Consider the following 21779-nt stretch of genomic DNA (forward strand, 5'->3'; position numbering starts at 1 on the left):
TAGGTTGGTTGCGTGAGAAAGGGGACGGACCCATGGTCGACGAGTTTCGCGCAGCATTCCAAGAACTGATCGACGCCTCCGTCGCCACCGACCCCCAACAGTTCCCACCAGCCGTCCACAAGGTCTACCTCCTGGCCTCCCAGATCCCCACCTCCGAGCGCGAACTCGCCCTGGAGGCCCTCACCCCCTTGCTCTCCGGAGACCACGCCGCCCCCGGCATCATCGCCGACCTGTCCGTGGTCGCCGGCGCCCTCGTCGAAATGGGCACCGACCCCGGCCCCGCCGGCATCGAAATCCTGCACCGACTACGCACCATGGGCAACGGCGCCATCGTCTTCCTGCGCGCCTGGGAACGCACCGGCGGCGGCGCACCACCCGACCCCGACACCGTCACCGCCGACGCCGAAGCACGCGTAGCCGCCGACCTGGGCCCCAACGCCCCCGCCGCCACCATGTGCTGGTGGACCATCCGCCGCCACGGCCTGGCCGCCAAGACCATGCTCAGCGAATCGAGCGTGCGCACCCACATCCGCCGCGACCCCTCCCTGCACGCCCAGATCGTGGCCATCGCCAACCAGCTCAGCGACCGACTCGCCGAGTTCGACGAGGTCCGCACCCTGCTGCGCATGGCCGAGGCCACCTCCGCCCTGGTCATGGACCGCCACTCCACCCGCGCCTTCCGCGTGCTCTTCGACGGCATCGGCGACAACTTCCAACTCCACACCCTGCTCGCCGACGCCCTGATCGGCCCCCAGCGCCAAGGACTGCCGGGCGACCCGCCCGACCCGCGCTGGACCGCCTCCTTCCGCGACGGCCCCGTCGACCCGGCCGCCCAGACCGTGTGGGGCTGGTGGAACCTGGTCGCCCACGACGGCACCTGGGTGTGGAACGAGGGCCTGCCCGCCGAGATCCCCACCATCGACGGCGAGCACGTACTGGTCCTGGACGAGCAGCCCTACCCGCGCTCCTGGAACGCCGGACGGCGCCACCCGCACGTGCGAGGCTGGCTGGAGGTGGAGTCCGAGCTCACCGAAGAGGAGGCCGACCTGTGGTGGAAGCGGGTGGCCCCGGCCGAACCCGCCATCCCCGAAGAGGACTCCGAGGACCACCCGCCACTGCCCGAACCGGTGGTGCTGCACGCCGACGACGAACGCGCCGAGGCCCAGCGCGTGCGCGGTTTCATGCCCCCGGCCCAACCCGCCGTCCACCCTGGAGCCCGCCCCGAGGCCGAGCCCGAGGTGTCGGCCGGGGCAAGGCCCGTGGCCACCGACCCACCGCGCTCCGAGCCGGCACCGGAACCCGTGCCGGTTTCCGCCGAACGCGCAAGGGACGCAGAGCCCGCACCCCGAGCGCAGGCCCAGCCCGATCCGGGGCCACAGGACTCTGCGCCCCACGACGAAGCCGCCCCCGAACCCCGGGGCGGCCCTGATCCCGGGGCCGAGTCCGCGACGGAGCCCCCGGCCACGGCGCAGTCCAGCGCCCCCGCCAAGGACCAGGGCCCCAGCGACGCCAACCCCACGGGCCTGCCGCCGCTGCCGCGCGGGGTCTCCAAGAGCTCGGGCTGGGGCCCCACCTGGCGCTAGGGCTGGTCGTCCCGCCTCTCAGAGGCGGTGACGCGGCTCGTGGTGGGCCGGGACCGGCTCCGCCCGGGTGGCGGTGCGACGGGGACGGCCATCGTCATCGTCCCCGTCGTAGAGGCCGTCGAAGTACTCGTCCTCCTCAGTGGACGCCACCTCCTCCCGACGGACCCAGCGCCCGCCCACGAACAGGGGAGCGCACAGCACCAACGCCATCGGTACAAACACACCCAACGGCAACAGCACCAGGGCGCTCTCGGTGCCGGGCACGGTGGGCAGGCGCTCCAGCAGGTGCATGCGCAGCAGCGCGGTGACGGTCAGTCCGATCAGGACCAAGGCGGTGGTGAAGGGCAGCATGGGGGTCAGGCGCGGGGGAACCGCGACCAGAGCGATCAGAAGGCCCACAGCCATCATTCCGGCCAGCGCCACGGGCCCGGTGCCCTGTAGGGCACTCAGACCGTCCGCGTGCAGGCCCCGCAGGTGAGCGAACGCCCAGCCGGTCACCAGGAGCAGGACCGGGCCCAGGATCAGGCCCGACAGGAAGCCGACGAAATGTCGCACGAGGGTGACTCCTCTCAGGGGTTGAGCAGCACCTTAGCGACAATAGCCAAGTTCGGCACCTAAACCTCAATACGGCCATCTCGGACACCAGGGTGCGCCACACCCACACCAAAGACCACACCAAGCCCGCACACCCCACTAGGCTGACCCCGTGAGCCACGAAGACCCAGCACACGACCCCCACGTCATCGAGCTCGCCACCCGCCTGTTCGGCCACGCCCGCGCAGGCCACACCCACGCCCTGGCCCCCTACCTGGAGGCCGGGATCCCGGCCAACCTGACCAACGACAAAGGCGACACCCTACTGATGCTGGCCGCCTACCACGGCCACACCGACACCGTCGCCCTGCTCATCGACCAGGGAGCCGACCCCGACCGCCTCAACGACCGCGGCCAATCACCCCTGGCCGGAGCCGTCTTCAAAGACCACGCCCCAGTCGTAGAACTCCTGACCCGCCGCGGCGCCGACCCCGACACGGGCACCCCCACCGCACGCCAGACCGCCCAGCTCTTCGACCAGCGCCACTACCTGCACCTCTTCCACAACTAGCTCCGACACCAGCGGCCACCACCCCGCACACAGGCGTGGCGCCGCCCCACACAGGGCGACGCCACGGCATCGGAATCAGTCTGGACGAGGCAAACTCAAGACCCGGTGCTCAGACCGGGGGAGCGGGCGACGAACCGCCGCCCCGCCCCTCAGCCCGCACCCCGGCACCCGAACCGGACCCCGCGATGCGCTCCAACTCCTCAGGGCCCGCACGCCCCTGCACACCCAACACCAAACGGCTGGGCTCGACCCGGCCCCACCGGCGACGCGCCTCATAGGCCAACACCGCCACCAACACCGCCGTCACGGTCGCCCACAGGGCCTGACGGTGCTCGGCCAGCGTAGCCATAGCCACGAAGATCGACACCAACCCCAGCAGAGTCACCCACGTCAGATACGGGAAACCCCACATACGCAGCGACAACCGCTCCGGGGCGTTGCGCCGCACCCGAGCACCCACCACCAGCTGCGAAGCACAGATCGTCAAGAACAGCACCAGCAAAATCGCACCGATGGAAGCCACCAGGAACGGGAACACCTGACCCGGGAACAGGTAATCGGCCACCACAGCGGCATAACCCACCACCGTGCCCAACAGGATCGCCCGCACCGGCACACCGCGCCGGTTGGTCCCGCGCAGCACCCGCGGCGCATCCCCCTGACGGGTCAGCATGAACAACATCCGCGAGGACGTGTACATCGCTGCATTGAGCACACTCAACACGGCGATCAGCACCACGATCTCCATGATCAGCGCCGCCCCGGGAATCCCCACCGTCTCCATCACCACCACGAAGGGGCTCCGGTCCAACTCAGTGGAATTCCACGGCACCACCATGACCACCACCACAATGGAAGCCACGTAGAACAGGCCGATCCGCCACAGCACATTGGTGATGGCCGAAGCCACGTTACGGTCCGGCTCAGCGCTCTCACCGGCAGCGATCGTGATGATCTCCACCCCGCCAAAGGCGAACAGCACCACCACGGTCGCACCCAGCACCGCGACCCAGCCGTTGGGCGCGAACCCGCCCAGCTCCCACAAGTTGGTCACCGACGACCCGTCCGCACCACTCCACAACCCGAAGGCGTAAAGCCCGCCCACCAACAGGAACGCCACAATCGTGGCGACCTTGATCAGAGAGAACACGGACTCGGTCTCAGCGAACACGCGCACCGAGATCAGATTGGCCACCGTCATGGCCAACAAGACCACTAACGCCAGCGCCCACCCCGGCACGTCCACCCACTGGCTCAGGATCGCAGCACCGGCCACGGACTCAGCCGCCACCAGAACCGCATACATCCACCAGTAGACCCACCCGATGGTGAACCCGGCCCGCGGCCCGAAAGCCAACCGGGCATAGTCCGAGAAGGACCCCCCGGCCGGAACCGACACGACCATCTCACCCAGAGCCCGCAAGGTCAGAAAGACCAGGGCTCCAGCCAACGCGTAGGAGAGAACCGCCGCGGGTCCCGCGGTCTGGATCACCGCGCCCGAGCCGATGAACAGCCCAGCGCCCACCGATCCGCCGATAGCGATCAGTGCCATGTGCCGGCGGCGCAGCGAGTGTGCCAGCCCCGACCCGTTGTCTGTTTGTGCCGACTCATCGGTCGACGTTTCACTTCGTGTCACATGCCCCACCATAGGACGAAAGGTTCATCACACTTCTCACCAGGCCCCACCAAGAGACCCCAAAACCAGAAATGCGCGCCAGACCACAACCCTCGCCCGGGGGCGACAACCACCCACCACACCCCATACGAGAACCACGACCCCTACAACACCACCCCACCCCCACACCATCCCCAACGTGACCAACCCATCACCCCGCCACGCCCTCCCACCCCAGAGGGAGGCGCACACCCACCCACCCATGCCACGATCCACCCATGCGCCCGCTCACCGCCCCACTCCACCCCCTGATCAGCACCCACACCCACCGACGCTGGGCCTACCTGATCATCGGCGGCGCACTCCTGATGCCCTACCTCATGGCCGCCCTCGTCCTCGCCACCCTGCTCACCAGCACCAACCCCACCACCGACGCCCCAACCCCCACACCCACCCTCTACCTACTCACCGCACTCATCACCACCACCCTCATCACCGCCACCGCACTCATCCCCGCCACCCGCACCGGCCAACACCACCTCGCCCGCGCCCTCCTCACCCACCTCGACACCACACCCACCACCAGCCGCTGGCGCCCCATCGCCTGGCTCCACCTCCACCTCACCACCGGCATGGCCACCTGCCTGGCCACCATGACCGCCCTCACCGAAGCCGCACTCCTGGCCATCGCCCCCCTGACCACACAACCCCACCCCATCGCCCAAGGCCCCCTCACCCTCTTCGGCTACGGAACCCTCACCCACCCCCTCTGGGGACCCCCACTCGCCCTGACCTGGGTCCTAGCCCTCATCTACACCATCGCCCTCACCGGCCACCTCCTCGCCAAAGCCGCACCCCACCTCCTCGGCCCCACCCCAACCGACCGCCTCGCCGCCGCCCACGCCCACGCCCACACCCTCGCCGAACGCAACCGCCTGGCCCGCGAACTCCACGACTCCATCGGCCACGCCCTCTCCGTCATCACCCTCCAATCCGCCACCGCCGCCCGCCTGATCAACACCAACCCCGACTTCGCCCGCCAAGCCCTCACCCACATCGCCGACACCGCACGCACCGCCACCGCCGACCTCGACCACGCCCTCGGCGTCCTACGCGAAGACACCACCACCCCACACACACCCCCACCCGACCTCACCCACCTCACCCACCTGGCCGAAGCCACCCAACACACCGGCACCGACCTCACCTGCCACCTCCACGGCGACCCCACCCGCGTACCCGCCCTCCACTCCCGCGAGACCTACCGCATCGCCCAAGAAGCCCTCACCAACGCCCTCCGCCACGCACCCCACCAACCCCTCACCCTCACCCTGACCACCACACCCGGCGAACTCACCCTCACCGTCACCAACCCCCTCCCACCCCGCACCCCACGCACACCCCGCACCCGCACCCGCACCGGCGGACGCGGCCTCACCGGCATGCGCGAACGCGCCCACCTCATCGGTGGCACCCTGACCACCACACCCACCACCACCCACTTCCACCTCACACTCCACCTGACCTGGAAAGACACATGATCGGCATCAATCTCGTCGATGACGAAGCCCTCATCCGCGCCGGCCTGGCCGCCCTCATCGACGCCGAACCCGACATGGAGGTCACCGGCCAAGCAGCCGACGGCGCCGACGTGCCCGACCTCATCCGCCGCACCCGCCCCGACCTCATCCTCATGGACGTGCGCATGCCCGGACTGGACGGCATCCAAGCCACCCGCACCCTCCAACGCACACCCCAACCGCCACGCGTCATCGTCGTCACCACCTTCGACAACGACGACTACGTCTGGGGCGCCCTGCGCGCCGGCGCGCACGGCTTCCTCCTCAAACGCACCCCGCCCGAGGACATCCTGGCCGCCATCCGCCTCGTCCACCGCGGCGACACCCTGCTGTTCCCCACCGCCCTACGGGCCCTGGCCGCCACCCAGCCCGCACAGCCCACACCCGCCGCCCAAGCCGTCGCCACCCTCACCGAACGCGAAGCCCAAACCCTCACCCTGATGGCCCAAGGACTCACCAACAACGAAATCGCCCACCACCTGCACCTGGGCGTCCAAACCGTCAAAACCCACGTGTCCAACATCCTCACCAAACTCGGCGTACGCGACCGCACCCAAGCCGTCATCGCCGCCTACGACTCCGGCCTCATCCGCCCCGGCACCCCCACCTGAAACCCACGACACACCCACCAAAACACCAACCCACAACAACCACACTGTTACTTTCAGTGACCAACGTGGCCGCAGCTCGACCCGGGGGAAGACCATGTCCACCACCACACCCACCATCGACCTCGACCTCATCACCACCCTCTACCGCACCCACCGAGACGACCTGGCCCGTGTACGCGACCAACAACGCCACCACCTCACCAACGCCGACCCCGCCATGACCCCCCAACTCGACGACCTCGAAGCAGAAATCACCTACCTGCTCCTACGCCACCACCAACCCACCAACGTCGTCGAAATCGGCACCTACTACGGCTGGTCCACCGCCTGGATCCTGTCCGCACTCCGCGACAACGGCACCGGCCACCTGCACTCCTTCGACATCGTCGACCACGCCACCACCCACCTGCCCCCAGACCTGACCACCGACCGCTGGACCTTCACCAAAGGCGACGTCCGCGCCAAGATCACCCACATCCCCACCACCACCGACTACCTCTTCATCGACGCCGCCCACAACGGCTGGTTCGCCCGCTGGTACATCCACCACCTACTGCCCACGCTGCCCGCCCACATCCCCGTCAGCGTCCACGACGTCTTCCACCACCGCTACGCCCTGCCCTTCACCGAAGGCGTCGCCGTCCTCACCTGGCTCACCAAAAACACCACCGACTACTTCACTGCCTCCGCCGCCCGCGCACCCCACCACCACCAAGCCCTGACCGAACTCAAAACCGAACTCGGCCTCCACACACCCATACGCGACTCACCCCACAACCCCATGATCTTCTTCCACCTGCCCGAACGCCCCCGCCCCGGCCAAGCCGTCCCCACCCCGAACACGCCCTAACCCCCCACACAAAGAGGGGGCGACGGGCCACCACGGCCCACCGCCCCCACAACATGAGAGCCCGGATCACACCCCCTCAGAGTCCGAACCCACCTCCGGCTCCACATCCGAGACCCCAGCCTCCACCGACTCCGAACCCGACCCACCCGGCTCCAGCATCGACCGTCCCTCCCGCGCAGAGACCGCATCGGCGGCGTCGGAGACGATCCGCGCGAAATTCACCGGCTGGTCCAGACTCACCATGTGCCCGGCCCGCGGCACGTTCACCAACCGCCCCTCCGCGCAGGCATCGAAGAACTGCTTCTCATGAATACGGAAGTGGTCCCGTGCCCCGTTGATCAACCACACCGGCCCCCCATAGGCCGACAGCGCCGACAGCGCGTCAATCCGCGAGAGCTCATCGATGACCGCCGTGGCCGCCTCCACGGCCAATCCGCCATCGACCACCGCGTCAGCCGCACCGTCACGCAACGTCAATCGGTGGAACCGCTCGTTGATGGTCGCACCCTTGTCCGGCAACCGGTCCATCAACACCGACGGAATGCGGTACACCTGCGCCAAAGACTGCGCCGGCTGAGCCGTGCAACTGGCCGCCACCAGACCCGCGACCCGCCCCGGTGCCGCACCCGCCGCCGCCATCGACACGAACCCGCCCATGCTCAACCCCACCAGCAGAGCACGGCCACCCACCGAGTCGATGGCGTTCAACAGCGTGTCGACCGCACGCCCCACCGAGAAGTCCTCACCCCGACGCGACCCGTGGGCCGGAAGGTCGGGCGCCACCACCGTGCGCCCCTGGGCCTCCAAGAACTCCACCTGCGGCCGCCACATACTCGACGACGACCGCAACCCATGTGCCAACACGATCGGCACACCCATGTTCCGCCCCCTACTCCGCAACCCGATACGCCACCGTCACCGGCGCATGATCCGACCAACGCTCCTCACGACTGGCGTAACGCTCGACCCGGGCCGACTCCACCCGCGCCGCCAACCCCGGCGTCACCACCTGATAGTCAATGCGCCACCCGGTGTCATTGTCGAAAGCCCGACCACGGTAGGACCACCACGAATACGGTCCCTCCTGGTCAGGGAACTGGGCACGCACCACATCCACATACCCCGCCTCGTCGAAGACCCGCGACAACCACGCACGCTCCTCAGGCAGGAAACCCGAGTTCTTCTTGTTGCCCCGCCAGTTCTTCAGGTCCGCCTCGGTGTGCGCGATGTTCCAATCACCGCACACCACCAGACCGCGACCCTGCTCCTCGACCTGCGCACGGCGCTTGACCAGGTACGGCAGGAACGCCTCCATGAAACGCTCCTTCTCCTCCTGACGCGGCGTACCCACCTCACCCGAAGGCAGATACAGGCTCGCCACCGTCACATCCCCGAAATCGGCCTCCACATACCGGCCCGCATCATCGAACTCGGCCGCACCGAACCCCACACGGACCGCATCGGGCTCGACCCGCGAATACAGCGCCACACCCGCACGGCCCTTCGCCGCCGCCGGGCACAACTGCACATGCCACCCCTCGGGCGAGATCACCTTCGCGGGCAGCTGCTCAGCTTCGGCCCGCGACTCCTGCACACACACCACGTCCGCATCCGTGTCCGCCAACCAGGACACGAACCCCGGATCCTTCTTCGCGGCAGCCCGCAGGCCATTGACGTTGACGCTGGACACAACAAAAGTCGACTGGTTCACGCCCCTCAGCGTAACCACCTCCACCGGCCCGCCAACCTCCGCGTCCTCACCCCTCCTCAGACTCCGCCAACCGCCGAAGCACCCCATAGGTACGGTTCGACCCGGCCGCCTCCCGCTGCGCCCGCGCCGTCACCGCGATATAGGCCTGCGACGACGTCACCGACGCATGACCCAGCAAATGCATGATCTCGGTGACCGACGCCCCGTCCTCAGCCAACCGCGTAGCGAACGTATGCCGCAGCGCGTGCACCAACGTGCCCCGCGCCACCCGGTCATGCACCCCGGCATGCCGGTAACACTGCTTGACCAGATACTGCAGCCCACCCCGCCGCAGCCCCGCACCCCGGTTGTCCACCAACAACGCCTCCGAGCCGCGCACCACACCGAACCGTACCCGCCGCGACTCCAAATACGCCTCCAGCAACGCCTCCAACGGCACCTCGATCGGCAGGACCCGCTCACCACCGCCCTTGCCCACCACACGGATCCGCCGCTCACCAGGCCGCCCGCCCAGCGACTCCACCCGAAGAGACAACATCTCCGCCGACCGCATACCCGTCAGCAACGCCAACGCCAACACCGCCAGGTCCCGCTCCGGCCACGGGTCGCGGGCCCGCCGCGCACCCCGCGCCAACGCCTCCAGCAACCGCTCCGGCGTCTCCTCACCCATCAACGGCTTGGGCCCCGAAGGCCGCACCTTGGGCCTGGGCACCGCCGACATCGGATTACCAGCCACCACCTGCTCCGACACCCAGAACGCGAAAAACCCGTTCCACGTCGACCACGCCCGCAGCACGCTCGACGCCGCGCGCTCCTCAGCGAACTCCGCGAACGCCTCCCGCAACAGCCCCGCACCCAAGTCCGCCAACCCCACATCCGCGGGCTCACACCCCACAGCACGCCCCGCACATCCCAGCACACCCACCAGGTCCCGCCGGTAGGCCGCCACCGTGTGCGGCGAGGGCTTGGCCGCCCTCCGGGCCACCAAATACCGCTCGATCGCCTGCTCCGCCGACAACACATCGCCACTCATGCCCCCAGCATTGCCGATCCCCACACCGCCCACGCGCACCACACCCCCACAACCACCGATGCGGCCGGGACCTCCGGGCACCTTCGAGGCGGTCATCGCGGCGGTATACGCCGGGAGTTCGGTGACGCCCTTGTCGAGCGTCAGGCGGGGGAGTTGGGGGTATGAGCGGAGGCTCTTACTCTGAGAGCGGCGACGATGGGCAGTTCACCTGGTGTGTGGCGGCTCTGCGGCGCTCGGACGTGTGTGGGGGCCGTGGGGCTGGGGCAGCAGGGGAGACCTGGGGCACGATTTAACTACTGAATGTAACTATCGCGTAGGAGTGGCCACCCCTTGAGGTGCCCGGCGGGGGAGTAGCCCAGGGGCCACGGCGAGACAGGCGGCACGGGGCGGTCGGGCGAGGCGCCGACGGAGCCGGGGGCGATGGGGGAGAGCGGTAGGGGGAGAACGGCACTGGCGAACAGCAGTTCGACCGGCATCTACCCAAGGGCCACGCGAACGTACGTTCGACAACCCCAACGCGAGGCGCATGGCGACACAGGGCAGACCCGCCGCGAATACGGAGTGAACGATGCCCCAGTCGCAAGTCGAATCGGTCACGTGTTGCCAAACAACCATAAAAGGATGCATAACACCGTTTATGCATGAAACATGGCGAGGGCGGCCGCCGGAAGGGGCTCCAGCGCACCTGCACACCGGCACATCCTGACGCGATGCCCGGTGATCTCCACCCACCGGTCGTTGACCTGCTCACCTGGCAGCCGTGTTGTCCGCAGGCAACTGACCTGAGGCTTGCCGCACACCGCCCAGACGGAACAAGCTCGAATTCGGGGGGCATCGGACTCCGCCGACACACCCTCACGGCGCCCCGAATCGACGCTGACCCGAACCCGACCACCAGAGCCCACAACCCGTTTGTGGACAGCACCCGGGCCAGCACCAACGCCCGGATCCACAGCACACCAGCGAGCCCCGCCATGGCCGCCCCGACGACCGGCGCGCCCGAGGCACCCAACAACGCCCGCCCGCACGCCCTACAGAGCCCCACAACCCCTTCCCCACAGGCCTTCCCATGTCGCCGATAATGCACATTATGTCAAGTTGAGTGTTGGAGGGCCTCCCCGCAACCACCAACACACCCCCGGCGACTCCCGACAGCCTTCCAGCACAGAAAAACGCCCCACAGAGCGGCCACCGTTCACGGGCACGACTCCACATGGCGTTCGCCCCACACGACCTCACCGCACCGACTCCACGACCCGCTGAGCCCCCTCCCCCTCCACCGTGCGGATCTGCTCGGCCAGCGCCACCATGTCCACGTCGGGCATCTCCAACTCCGCATCGCCGCGCATCTGGCCCGACAAGGTCGCGACGACACCCTCTTCCACCTTCACCCGCGCCTCCACGTAGGGGCCCTCCTCGGACTCGTCGACCAGCACCACCCGGCCATGCTCCTCACACGGCAAACTCCCACCGTCCACGGAACAGTTCCGCCATTCGGGGCGCGACCGGTCGACCTCGGGATCCACCTGTTCGGTGCGCAACCTCAGCAGGAACCCATCCCCCGCCACCTGATGGTCCTGGGGCACATAGGTGATCACCACACCAGTTGCGGCAGTGACCCACATCTGCGTCGGCTCCCACCCCGGGGCGTCCAGAGCTCCGATCGGATGGCCCACAGCAGCCACCTCCTGGGACAACTCATCGTTGCTGTCCCGGTCATCGGCGACCCTCTGCTGCCACGACAAGCCCACCGCCGCCGCGCACAGCACCAACACCAGCCCCGAAGCGAACACCACCCGCATGCGCTGGGGCGGCATGGTCCACACCACCGCCGCACCCGCCAACGCCAACACCGCGTACCCCAGCGGCAGCATCACCGGGGCGGACTCACCCACCACCCCCCACTCAAGGCGCAGGAACCCGACCACCGTGCCGGTCACCGCGGCCACGCCCACCGCCACGGGCAGCTCCTCCGGCCGCGACGCAGCCTGCCGCCGCATCCACCACCGGAACCAGAACAGAGCCCCCACGGCCAGAGCGAAACCACCCAGCCCCGACAGCAGCATCCCCCCGTCCCCACCGTGTTCGGCCTCGATCCGGACCAGCGCCACCGAGGCCGTCACCACCACACCCAGCACCGGGGTGAGCACGGCGACCCACACGATGCCCACCAGCCACGGTGTGGGGCCGGGGACCTTCGCCCTGGGGACCGCCTCGGTCCGCTCACGGGGTTCAGGGGATTCGGGGGTGCTGCTCAACGGTGCGGCTCCTCTGCACGGACATGTTCTCTCCCCCGTGCGATGGCCCGCACCCGCCCCGGGTTCGCCGAAACACTCCCCGCACTCCCCACCCGACACATCTGGAACAGGCGGGATCAGCCGATCAGCACACCGGGGTTGAGCACCCCCGCCGGGTCCAGGTCCCGTTTTGCCGCGCCCAACGCCGAAGCGAACACGTCCGGGCGCTGCCGGTCATACCACCGACGATGATCACGCCCCACCGCGTGGTGGTGGGTGATCGTGCCCCCGTGCGCGGCCAACGCCTCCGACACCCGCACCTTCATCTCGTCCCACTGCGCCACCATCGACCCCCACCGGCCCTCGGCGTAGATCCCGAAGTACGGCGCGACCCCATCGGGATACACGTGCGTGAACCGGCACGTGACCACACCACGGCCCCCGCACACCTCCTCGACCGCCTTCCGGGCCGCACCCATCACCGCCGCGTGCAACCCCTCGAACCGGTCCCACGTACAGGCCGTCTCGAACGTCTCGGCGATCACCGACCGCTGCGCCAGGGCATCGCGCTGATACGGCATGCGTAGAAAAGCCGACCGCCACTGGCCCGCATCCCCGCCGGTCCCCCGGCCCGACCCCGCTCCTTCGTCACGGGTGTCACTGTGGCGCACCCGCCCCGACACCTCACCACCGTGATCGCCGCACAGCTCCACCACCCGCTCCATCACCGCATGCTGGGGGTGGTCGGCCGACTCCAACCCCACCACCAGCAACCCACCGCCCACATCGGCCCCAGCGTTGATCAGCGCCTCGGTGGCATCCAACAGCCGGCAGTTGGCCGGCTCGATCCCCGACCGCGCCAGGGCCCGCACCGCCGCCACCCCCGCCGAGAACTCCGCGAAACGCACCGAGGCCCGCGAACGCCACCGCGGCCGCGCACGCAACCGCATCCACGCCTGCGTGATCACCCCCAACGCACCCTCCGAACCCAAGAACAGGGCGTCCGGGGACGGACCAGCACCCGAGGCGGGCACCCGCAGCGACTCGCTCACCCCCACAGGGGTCACCACCCGCATGGCCTGGGTCAGGTCGTCGATACGGGTGTCGCCGGTGGCGAAGTGGCCCCCGGCCCGCGTGGCCAACCAGCCACCCAACGTCGAGAACTCAAAGGACTGCGGAAAATGGCGCAGAGTCAACCCGTGCGGGCGCAGCTGCTCCTCCAGATCCGGGCCCAAGACCCCGGCCTGGACGAGCGCCGCCCCGCCGGTGCCGTCCACCTCCAGCACCCGCCGCATCCGCCCCAGGTCCACACTGAGCACCCCCGCAAACCCCGAACCCACCCGAGGCTCGATGCCGCCCACCACCGAGCTGCCGCCCCCGTAGGCCACCACCGCCACGTTCGCGCCCGAACACCACTCCAACAGGGCCACGACCTCGGCCTCGCTCGTGGGGTAGGCCACCAGATCAGGCGGGGTCCGCAGATCACCCTCGAGGTTGCGCACCACGTCCCGGAAGGCCTTGCCGTGGGTATGGGCCGCCCGATCGGCCGCCACATCGCTGCACAGGTGCGCCAACGCCTGCGGCGGGGCGATACGCGGAGCAGGCAGGCCCAACTCCCCCGGGTCCGGCGCCCGGTGCACACACAGATCCGCGCCCGGCAGCAGCCCCGCCACGTTCTCCTCCAGCGCCCGGGCCTCGGCCCCGCGCACCGCACCCTCGTCGGTCCCCCAACCCCACCACGACCGCCGACCAGCCACGGGCCACCCCACTTCCCGGTATCCACCACCGACTTAACTCGCCGGTAAGTTACCAACGCGTCAACCCCTGGGGCCAGACCCCCAACTCACCCGACGAGAACCCACCTACGACGGAGCACCAAACCGCGCCACGTAGTGCCACACCCGTTTCAACGCCTGCGCCTCATACCGCCCCGACCGCGCCGCCTCCCCCAGAACCCGCGGCGTCAACCACCCCTCCACCGCCACACGCTCACCCAACTCCACGAACTCCACACCCCGGTAACCCGGATGCCGCCGCAACTCGCCCATACCCAACCCAAACCCGCCGTGCCACGAGACCGCACACCCCAACCCACGCGCCACCTCCTCCACCTCGGTGCCACGAAAGCCCGGATCCAACACCAGCTCCGCCACGTCCGCGCCCCACCGCACCGGGCCGTGCACCTGCGCCTCCACGTACTCGTCCAACACATCCCGGCCCCCACCACCGGCCGCCGCCTCGCGCGCCAACTCCACCAGCCCCATACGCTCCCCCACCCCGAACGCCGAAGGCTCGAACGTGCTGTCCGGGTAACAGAACGTGGACCGCCCCATCACCGCCTCCCCCAACCGGAAGAAACACGACCCGAACCTCGGCGCCGCACCCACCTGCGAACCCGACCAGTCCAGCGCCCCATACACCGGCCGCGCACACCCCGGCGCCCGGTCATAGGCCCCACCGAACATGCGGCTCTCCCACCGCCACCGGTCCCCGCCCTCGAACGCGGTCAATCCGCCGTTACTGATCCCGGTCACGAACTGCGACCGATACGCCCCCTCAGCGGCCATGCGCTCCACCACGGTGCGCCCACCCACCAGCCGATCCGGATGGAAGTTCAACGTCACCGACCACCCCGGAGCGAAACCCCCGCCCCAGGACCGCTCACGCACCCACGCCAGCGCCTCCTCCACCGCCGTCTGCCCCACACCCCGATCACACCCGCCACCACAGCCACATCCACGCATGGCACCGATCATGCACTCTCCTCCGGGGACGTGTCAGCGGAGTTCCGCACCGCCTTCGAATCGGCTCTCCCGGGCTCCTAGACTGCGCGCATGGACCAGGCCGCGCTGTCCCTGCACCGAACCCTGACCGCCGCCCACTCCCTGAGCCCGGCACAACACCCCACCGAGCGCCGCCCCGGGCTGCCCCGGCCCCTGCTCGTGCTGGGTCTGGCTACCGCCCTGATCGCGGCGACCACCACCGTGTGGGCCCTGAGCCCGTGGCTGCCGCTGTGGGCCCTGGTCCTGGCCGCACTCCTGACCGCGCCAGCAGCCTTAGTCGCCGGCACCATCGCCATGACCCCGTTCCTGGTGTCCATGGCCTGGTCAGGGCAGGGCTCCCCCACCGGACAGCAATGGGTTACCCCCACGGCCCTGACCTTCGCGGCCTGCGCCCTACCCCTGCTCTCCCCCACGGCACCCTGGTGGAACGCCGCCGGCTTCTGGCTGCTACTGAGCACGGCCGTGCTGTTCAGCACCTACCAGGCACTGCCCGCCCTGGGACGCGACATCGAACTCGACCGGGCCCGCAAGGACTGGGACACCCACCCGGACTGACCCCACCCCAGCGCGCATCCCCACACGTTCCACCCTTCGGCTTGCGCGCGGATACAGCGGTCGAGCCGCTGCGCCTACCGCCTGCGTACTGTGACGTCGTATGAGCGACACCGAAAACGAGATCACCGCAGACCTGGTCCGCGACCTGCTACAGGAGCAACATCCAGACCTTGCCGAGCTGCCCATCCGTGAGGTACCGGGCGGCTGGGGCAACCACATGTGGCGCCTCGGGCAGGAGTTGGTCGTGCGCATGCAACGCATGGACCCCACCCCGCAGCTCCAGCTCAAAGAGCGGCGATGGCTACCCGTACTGGCCCCGCACCTGCCGCTCCCCGTACCGACCCCGGTGCGGCACGGCGAACCGTCCGAGCGCTACCCCAAGCACTGGACCGTCATGACGTGGGTTCCCGGTGAGCCGCTGGACCACGGCTCGATCAGCTGCGGCGCCCACGCAGCCCACACGCTGGCGGGTTTCCTCCAAGCCCTCCATGTCAAGGCGCCCGCCGACGCGCCGATCGCCACGGACCGCGCTACCCACCCCAGGAACAGCACGGACGGATTCGAGAACTTCCTCCAGGCCGTTGCTCCCCACAACATCACTGCCGACATCCGGACCGTCTGGGACGACGCCGTTGCGGCCCACGCGTGGGAAGGCCCGCCGGTGTGGGTGCACGGCGACCTCCATCCCGCGAACGTCGTCGTCTCGGGCGGAACGCTCTCGGGCATCATCGACTTCGGTGACATGTTCGCTGGCGACCCAGCGTGGGACCTCGCCGCCGCATGGGTGCTGCTACCCGCGGGCACGGCCACACGATTCTTCGACGTATACGCGCAGGCCGATGAGGCGGCCATCCGACGCGCCCGCGGGCTGGCCGCTATGAAGAGCCTCTTCCTGATGCTCATGGGACAGAACGGAGACCGGGGCCTTCCCGGCGGCAAGCCTCACTGGGGACCTGCGGGCCGGGCGGCACTGGATCGAGTTCTGCAGGGTGCCTGATCCACGTTCCGTCGGACCTCTTCGACTGGAAACCACCCACCTCACCCGAACCACCCCCACCACACACCCCGCACCCGTACCCTGCCCCCATGCTCATCCGCGTCCTGTGCCGCCACTGCCTCGGACACGGCACCCAACTCCAGGCACTGCCCTACACCCCCCACAACCAACCACCCGAACACACCCTCGTCCCCCGCCCCTGCCCCCACTGCCACGGCGACGGACACCACCACCTGACCGCCACCCACCACCCCGCCACCAGAAGGATTTAACCCACCCACCGGATACCGACATGTATACGTAACAGCCCAACACACCCCACGAAACACCCCACCCGCAGCCTCCTAGGTGCACCCCCACACGCACCCCACACCTAGGAGGCGGACATGGCCCGCACCCGCCCAGGCACCCTGACCACCACCCTCACCGCAGCACTCGCCCTCACCCTGACCGCCACCGCCTGCGCCAACGACGACCCCGCCGGAGTCGACGACGACACCGTCACCGTCGGCATGCTCCACTCCCTCTCCGGCACCATGGCCATCAGCGAAGTCACCGTCCGCGACTCCGTCCAACTCGCCATCGACGAGATCAACGCCGACGGCGGCGTCCTCGGACGCCACATCGAACCCGTCATCGAAGACGGAGCCTCCGACGAAGCCACCTTCGCCGAACGCGCCCAAAAACTCCTCCAGTCCGACGACGCCGTCACCGTCTTCGGCGGCTGGACCTCCGCCGCCCGCAAAGCCATGCTCCCCGTCTTCGAACGCGACAACGGCCTGCTCTGGTACCCCGTCCAGTACGAAGGCCTCGAAGCCAGCGACAACATCGTCTACACCGGCGCCACCACCAACCAGCAGATCATCCCCGCCCTGGACTACCTACGCGAACAAGGCCACACCAGCCTCTACCTCGTCGGCTCCGACTACGTCTTCCCCCGCACCGCCAACCAGATCATCACCGCCTACGCCGACCACCACGACATGGAGATCACCGACGAGGAATACACCCCACTCGGCCACACCGAATACGCCACCATCACCAACGACATCGCCCGCACCCAACCCGACGCCGTCTTCAACACCCTCAACGGCGACTCCAACGTCAGCTTCTTCCAACAACTCCAATCAGCCGGAGTCGACGCCGACACCACCCCCGTCCTGAGCGTCAGCCTCGCCGAAGAAGAAGTCGAAGGCATCGGAGCCACCAACATCGCCGGCCACCTCACCGCCTGGAACTACTACCAAACCCTCGACACCGAACCCAACACCGGATTCGTCGAAGCCTTCACCGACACCTACGGCACCGACCGCGTCACCTCCGACCCCATGCAATCCGCCTACAACGGCGTCTACCTCTGGAAGGAAGCCGTCGAAGCCGCCGACAGCTTCGACGTCGACGACGTCCGCGCCGCCCTCGACGGCATCAGCATCGACGCACCCGAAGGCACCATCACCATCGACGGCGACACCCAGCACGTCGTCAAGACCGCCCGCGTCGGCCAGGTCAACGACGAAGGACTCATCGACGAGATCTGGACCTCCCAAGACCCCATCACCCCCGACCCCTACCTGAACGAATACGACTGGGCCACCGACCTCACCGGCTAACCCACCGCCCACCCCGACACCGAAAGGAGCAGCGGTGGAAGCCGTCCTCAACCAACTCCCCGTCGGCCTGGCCATCGGCGCCGTCCTCCTCCTCGCCGCCCTCGGCCTCAACTTCACCTTCGGCCAAATGGGCGTCATCAACATGGCCCACGGCGAACTCATCATGATCGGCGCCTACACCGCCTACGTCCTACACGCCTGGATCGGCCTCAACCCCGCCTACGCACTCCTGATCGCCCTACCCGTCGCCTTCACCGTCACCGGAACCCTGGGCTGGCTCCTCGAACTCAGCGTCATCCGCCACTTCTACGGACGACCACTCGACACCCTCCTGCTCACCTTCGGCATCGGCATGATCCTCCAACAAGCCGCCCGCGACACCTTCGGCGCACCCAACGTCGACGTCCCCGCACCCCCCTGGCTCACCGGAGGCATCACCCTCGCAGGCGGCCTCCGCATCCACTACTCACGCCTGTTCATCCTCGCCCTGGCCCTCACCTGCGTCATCGCCATCGCCTACTACCTCCACCGCTCCCGCCAAGGCCGACAGATGCGCGCCGTCATCCACAACCGCCAACTCGCCGCCGTCTCCGGCATCAACACCCGCAAAGTCGACGCCACCACCTTCTTCATCGGCTCCGGCCTGGCCGGCATCGCCGGCGTCGCCCTCACCCTCATCGGCCCCACCGGACCCACCCTCGGCACCAACTACATCGTCGACGCCTTCCTCGTCGTCGTCATCGGCGGCCTCGGACAACTCCGCGGCACCATCCTGGCCGCCTTCTCCCTGGGCATCCTCAACGCCACCGTCGAAGCCTGGGCCGACGCCTCCCTGGCCAAACTCATCGTCTTCGCCGCCATCGTCGCCTTCCTCCAAGCCCGACCCCAGGGACTCTTCACCGTCAAGACCAGGGCACTCACATGACCCACACCGCACCCACCCTGATCACCCGCCTACGCGGCCCCGCCACCTTCCTCGCTCTCCTCGCCGCCGCCCTCCTCATCCTCCCCCTCATCCTGGAACCCTTCCGCCTCAACCTCCTCGCCCAATACCTCTGCTACGCCATCGTCGCCCTCGGCATCGCCCTAGCCTGGGGCCGCGGCGGCATGCTCACCCTCGGCCACGGCGTCTACTTCGGCCTCGGCGCCTACGCCATGGCCATGCACCTCACCCTGGCCAACGCCGCCCAAGACCCCCTCAACACCACCGGACTCCCCCAGTTCATGGTCTGGTCCGGACTCACCGAACTCCCCTGGCTCTGGCAACCCTTCACCAGCGCCACCATCGCCATCACCGCCGCCATCACCATCCCCGGAGCCGTCGCCGCCCTCCTCGGCTGGTCCGTCTTCCGCCAACGCGTCCGCGGCGCCTACTTCGCCATCCTCAACCAAGCCCTCGCCGCCGCCTTCGTCATCCTCCTCATCGGCCAACAACACCTCACCGGCGGCACCAACGGACTCACCGACTTCCCCGTCTTCGCCGGACACTCCCTCTACACCCCCACCGCCCAAACCACCCTCTACGTCCTCACCGTCCTCACCCTGGCCGCCACCTACCTCCTCTTCCGCCACATCACCCTCAGCCGCTACGGACAACTCCTCACCGCCATCCGCGACGGCGAAGACCGCGTCCGCTACCTCGGCTACAACCCCACCTGGGCCAAAACCCTCGCCTACGCCCTCTCCGCCATGGCCGCCGGCGCCGCAGGAGCCCTCTTCGTCCCCGTCATGGGCATCATCTCCCCCGCCCTCATCGGCGTCATCCCCTCCATCATGATGGTCCTCGCCGTCGCCATCGGAGGCCGCTACTCCCTCGCCGGAGCCGCCCTCGGCGCCATCCTCATCAACGCCGCCCAAACCACCTTCTCCGAGAACTTCGCCGGCGGCTGGACCTACCTCCAAGGCGCCCTCTCCGTCATCGTCATCGCCCTCGCACCCCAAGGCCTGGCCGGACTCACCCGACAACTCACCGACACCCTCCACCACCGACGCCACCAACACCGCACCCCCGCACCACAGGAGACCACCAGGAGCACCCTATGACCCTGCTCGACATCCGCGACCTCACCGTCACCTTCGGCGACTTCACCGCCCTCGACCACATCAACCTCACCCTCAACGAAGGCGACCTACGCTTCCTCATCGGCCCCAACGGCGCCGGCAAAACCACCCTCATCGACGCCATCACCGGCCGCACCCCACCCACCTCCGGCACCCTCACCTTCAACAACACCCCCCTCAACGGCCTGGCCGAACACCGCATCGTCCGCACCGGTATCGGCCGCACCTTCCAAACCAGCGTCGTCTTCACCGACCTCACCGTCGCCGACAACGTCGACCTCGCCGCCTCCTACCGCCTCCGCCCCTGGCAACTCCTACGCCGACGCCGCACCCTGCCCGACACCGTCACCCACATCCTCGACCGCGTCGGCCTGACCCCCCACACCCATGCCAAAGCCGCCACCCTCTCCCACGGCCAACGCCAATGGCTCGAAATCGCCATGCTCCTCGCACAGCGACCCCGACTCCTCCTCCTCGACGAACCCGTCGCCGGCATGAACACCGACGAACGCACCCGCACCGGCGACCTCCTCACTGAAATCGCCACCGACCACACCATCATCGTCATCGAACACGACATGGACTTCCTCCGCCGCTACGCCCGCGAAGTCACCGTCCTCCACGAAGGCCGCATCCTCACCCACGGCGACGTCCACACCGTCCAACAAGACCCACGCGTCCAAGAGGTCTACCTCGGCCGCACCCCCCAGAAAGCCACCACATGACCACACCCCACCTGAACATCCAAGGCCTCAACGCCGGCTACGGCCGCGCCCACGTCCTCTTCGACATCAACCTCACCATCAACCCCGGCACCATCGCCTGCATCATGGGCCGCAACGGCGTCGGCAAAACCACCCTGCTCAACACCATCGCCGGACTCATCACCCCCACCACCGGCACCATCACCCACAACGGCACCAACATCACCCACCACCCACCCCACAAACGCACCCGCCGCGGCATCGCCTACGCACCCCAAGGCCACGACACCTTCGCCCCCCTCACCGTCGCCGAAAACCTCCACCTCACCCACCAAGCCACCGGCCGCAGCACAACCCACCCCATCGACACCGCCCTCACCCGCTTCCCCCGACTCCAACCCCTCCTACACCGCAAAGCCGGACACCTCTCCGGCGGACAAGCCCAACAACTCGCCATCGCCCGCGCCCTGGTCACCAACCCCGACCTGCTCATCCTCGACGAACCCACCGAAGGCATCCAGCCCAACATCGTCACCGAAATCGAAACCGCCATCACCGACACCGCCGCCGAAGGCACCACCGTCCTGCTCGTCGAGCAATACCTGGACGTCGCCCTACGCCTGGCCGACACCGTCACCGTCATCGACGCCGGCCGCATCATCCACACCGGCCCGCGCACCGACCTCACCCACAACAGCGCCCACGCCCTCATGGCCATCTGAACCGCACCAAGGCGTAGGGACC

General features: G+C 68.5%; 21 protein-coding genes. 13 read left to right on the top strand and 8 right to left on the bottom strand.

The window, feature by feature from the left end:
* Positions 1 to 32 precede the first annotated feature (32 nt).
* Positions 33 to 1583: a hypothetical protein gene (locus tag ACYVD1_RS07170; protein WP_460769354.1), complete on the top strand. Its 1551-nt coding sequence runs from the start codon at positions 33 to 35 to the stop codon at positions 1581 to 1583.
* Between the two features lie 18 nt (positions 1584 to 1601).
* On the opposite strand, the gene ACYVD1_RS07175 is transcribed toward ACYVD1_RS07170, so the two are convergent.
* On the bottom strand, positions 1602 to 2138 hold the full coding sequence (locus tag ACYVD1_RS07175; RefSeq protein ID WP_460769356.1) for a hypothetical protein: 537 nt from the start codon (positions 2136 to 2138) through the stop codon (positions 1602 to 1604).
* A gap of 151 nt (positions 2139 to 2289) precedes the next feature.
* Here ACYVD1_RS07175 and ACYVD1_RS07180 point away from each other — a divergent pair, with 151 nt between their 5' ends.
* A complete protein-coding gene (locus ACYVD1_RS07180) occupies positions 2290 to 2688 on the top strand; it encodes an ankyrin repeat domain-containing protein (RefSeq protein ID WP_460761540.1) in 399 nt (132 codons plus the stop codon).
* Between the two features lie 109 nt (positions 2689 to 2797).
* On the opposite strand, the gene ACYVD1_RS07185 is transcribed toward ACYVD1_RS07180, so the two are convergent.
* On the bottom strand, positions 2798 to 4240 hold the full coding sequence (locus ACYVD1_RS07185) for an amino acid permease (RefSeq protein WP_460769435.1): 1443 nt from the start codon (positions 4238 to 4240) through the stop codon (positions 2798 to 2800).
* Positions 4241 to 4581: 341 nt separating this feature from the next.
* Between ACYVD1_RS07185 and ACYVD1_RS07190 the strand changes: the two genes are divergently transcribed.
* From ACYVD1_RS07190 to ACYVD1_RS07200, 3 genes are all read left to right on the top strand, one after another.
* Positions 4582 to 5844: a sensor histidine kinase gene (locus ACYVD1_RS07190; protein WP_460769358.1), complete on the top strand. Its 1263-nt coding sequence runs from the start codon at positions 4582 to 4584 to the stop codon at positions 5842 to 5844.
* Positions 5841 to 6494 (top strand): response regulator, encoded by a 654-nt coding sequence (locus ACYVD1_RS07195; RefSeq protein WP_460769360.1) that lies wholly within the window; start codon positions 5841 to 5843, stop codon positions 6492 to 6494. Before ACYVD1_RS07190 ends, ACYVD1_RS07195 begins: the two co-directional genes overlap by 4 nt.
* A gap of 94 nt (positions 6495 to 6588) precedes the next feature.
* Positions 6589 to 7344, top strand: a complete 756-nt coding sequence (locus ACYVD1_RS07200; protein WP_460769363.1) for a class I SAM-dependent methyltransferase — start codon at positions 6589 to 6591, stop codon at positions 7342 to 7344.
* Between the two features lie 66 nt (positions 7345 to 7410).
* On the opposite strand, the gene ACYVD1_RS07205 is transcribed toward ACYVD1_RS07200, so the two are convergent.
* The 6 genes from ACYVD1_RS07205 to ACYVD1_RS07230 form a co-directional block, all read right to left on the bottom strand.
* On the bottom strand, positions 7411 to 8223 hold the full coding sequence (locus ACYVD1_RS07205; protein WP_460769366.1) for an alpha/beta fold hydrolase: 813 nt from the start codon (positions 8221 to 8223) through the stop codon (positions 7411 to 7413).
* A 10-nt stretch (positions 8224 to 8233) separates the two neighbouring features.
* Entirely contained in the window at positions 8234 to 9055 is an 822-nt protein-coding gene (locus ACYVD1_RS07210; RefSeq protein ID WP_460769370.1) for an exodeoxyribonuclease III, read from the bottom strand.
* Between the two features lie 46 nt (positions 9056 to 9101).
* Positions 9102 to 10088 (bottom strand): tyrosine-type recombinase/integrase, encoded by a 987-nt coding sequence (locus ACYVD1_RS07215; RefSeq protein WP_460769437.1) that lies wholly within the window; start codon positions 10086 to 10088, stop codon positions 9102 to 9104.
* A 1235-nt stretch (positions 10089 to 11323) separates the two neighbouring features.
* Entirely contained in the window at positions 11324 to 12346 is a 1023-nt protein-coding gene (locus ACYVD1_RS07220) for a hypothetical protein (protein ID WP_460769372.1), read from the bottom strand.
* A gap of 116 nt (positions 12347 to 12462) precedes the next feature.
* On the bottom strand, positions 12463 to 14082 hold the full coding sequence (locus tag ACYVD1_RS07225) for an FAD-binding oxidoreductase (RefSeq protein WP_460769374.1): 1620 nt from the start codon (positions 14080 to 14082) through the stop codon (positions 12463 to 12465).
* Positions 14083 to 14187: 105 nt separating this feature from the next.
* Positions 14188 to 15030, bottom strand: coding sequence for a DUF3626 domain-containing protein (locus tag ACYVD1_RS07230; protein ID WP_460769377.1), 843 nt, complete (start codon positions 15028 to 15030; stop codon positions 14188 to 14190).
* Between the two features lie 129 nt (positions 15031 to 15159).
* Here ACYVD1_RS07230 and ACYVD1_RS07235 point away from each other — a divergent pair, with 129 nt between their 5' ends.
* From ACYVD1_RS07235 to ACYVD1_RS07270, 8 genes are all read left to right on the top strand, one after another.
* A complete protein-coding gene (locus ACYVD1_RS07235) occupies positions 15160 to 15663 on the top strand; it encodes a hypothetical protein (protein ID WP_460769379.1) in 504 nt (167 codons plus the stop codon).
* 100 nt (positions 15664 to 15763) lie between these two features.
* Positions 15764 to 16660, top strand: a complete 897-nt coding sequence (locus ACYVD1_RS07240) for an aminoglycoside phosphotransferase family protein (protein ID WP_460769381.1) — start codon at positions 15764 to 15766, stop codon at positions 16658 to 16660.
* 89 nt (positions 16661 to 16749) lie between these two features.
* On the top strand, positions 16750 to 16932 hold the full coding sequence (locus tag ACYVD1_RS07245; RefSeq protein ID WP_460769383.1) for a hypothetical protein: 183 nt from the start codon (positions 16750 to 16752) through the stop codon (positions 16930 to 16932).
* A 114-nt stretch (positions 16933 to 17046) separates the two neighbouring features.
* Positions 17047 to 18270 carry an urea ABC transporter substrate-binding protein gene (gene urtA / locus ACYVD1_RS07250; protein ID WP_460769386.1) on the top strand — a complete coding sequence of 408 codons (1224 nt, stop codon included), beginning with the start codon at positions 17047 to 17049 and terminating at the stop codon, positions 18268 to 18270.
* A gap of 34 nt (positions 18271 to 18304) precedes the next feature.
* Positions 18305 to 19195 (top strand): urea ABC transporter permease subunit UrtB, encoded by an 891-nt coding sequence (urtB, locus tag ACYVD1_RS07255; RefSeq protein ID WP_460769388.1) that lies wholly within the window; start codon positions 18305 to 18307, stop codon positions 19193 to 19195.
* On the top strand, positions 19192 to 20313 hold the full coding sequence (gene urtC / locus ACYVD1_RS07260) for an urea ABC transporter permease subunit UrtC (RefSeq protein ID WP_460769391.1): 1122 nt from the start codon (positions 19192 to 19194) through the stop codon (positions 20311 to 20313). The genes urtB and urtC overlap by 4 nt, the downstream gene beginning before the upstream one ends.
* Positions 20310 to 21056, top strand: coding sequence for an urea ABC transporter ATP-binding protein UrtD (gene urtD, locus ACYVD1_RS07265; protein WP_460769395.1), 747 nt, complete (start codon positions 20310 to 20312; stop codon positions 21054 to 21056). The genes urtC and urtD overlap by 4 nt, the downstream gene beginning before the upstream one ends.
* Entirely contained in the window at positions 21053 to 21757 is a 705-nt protein-coding gene (locus tag ACYVD1_RS07270; protein ID WP_460769398.1) for an ATP-binding cassette domain-containing protein, read from the top strand. Before urtD ends, ACYVD1_RS07270 begins: the two co-directional genes overlap by 4 nt.
* The last annotated feature ends 22 nt before the right edge of the window (positions 21758 to 21779 follow it).

This window comes from Nocardiopsis nanhaiensis (assembly GCF_054778635.1).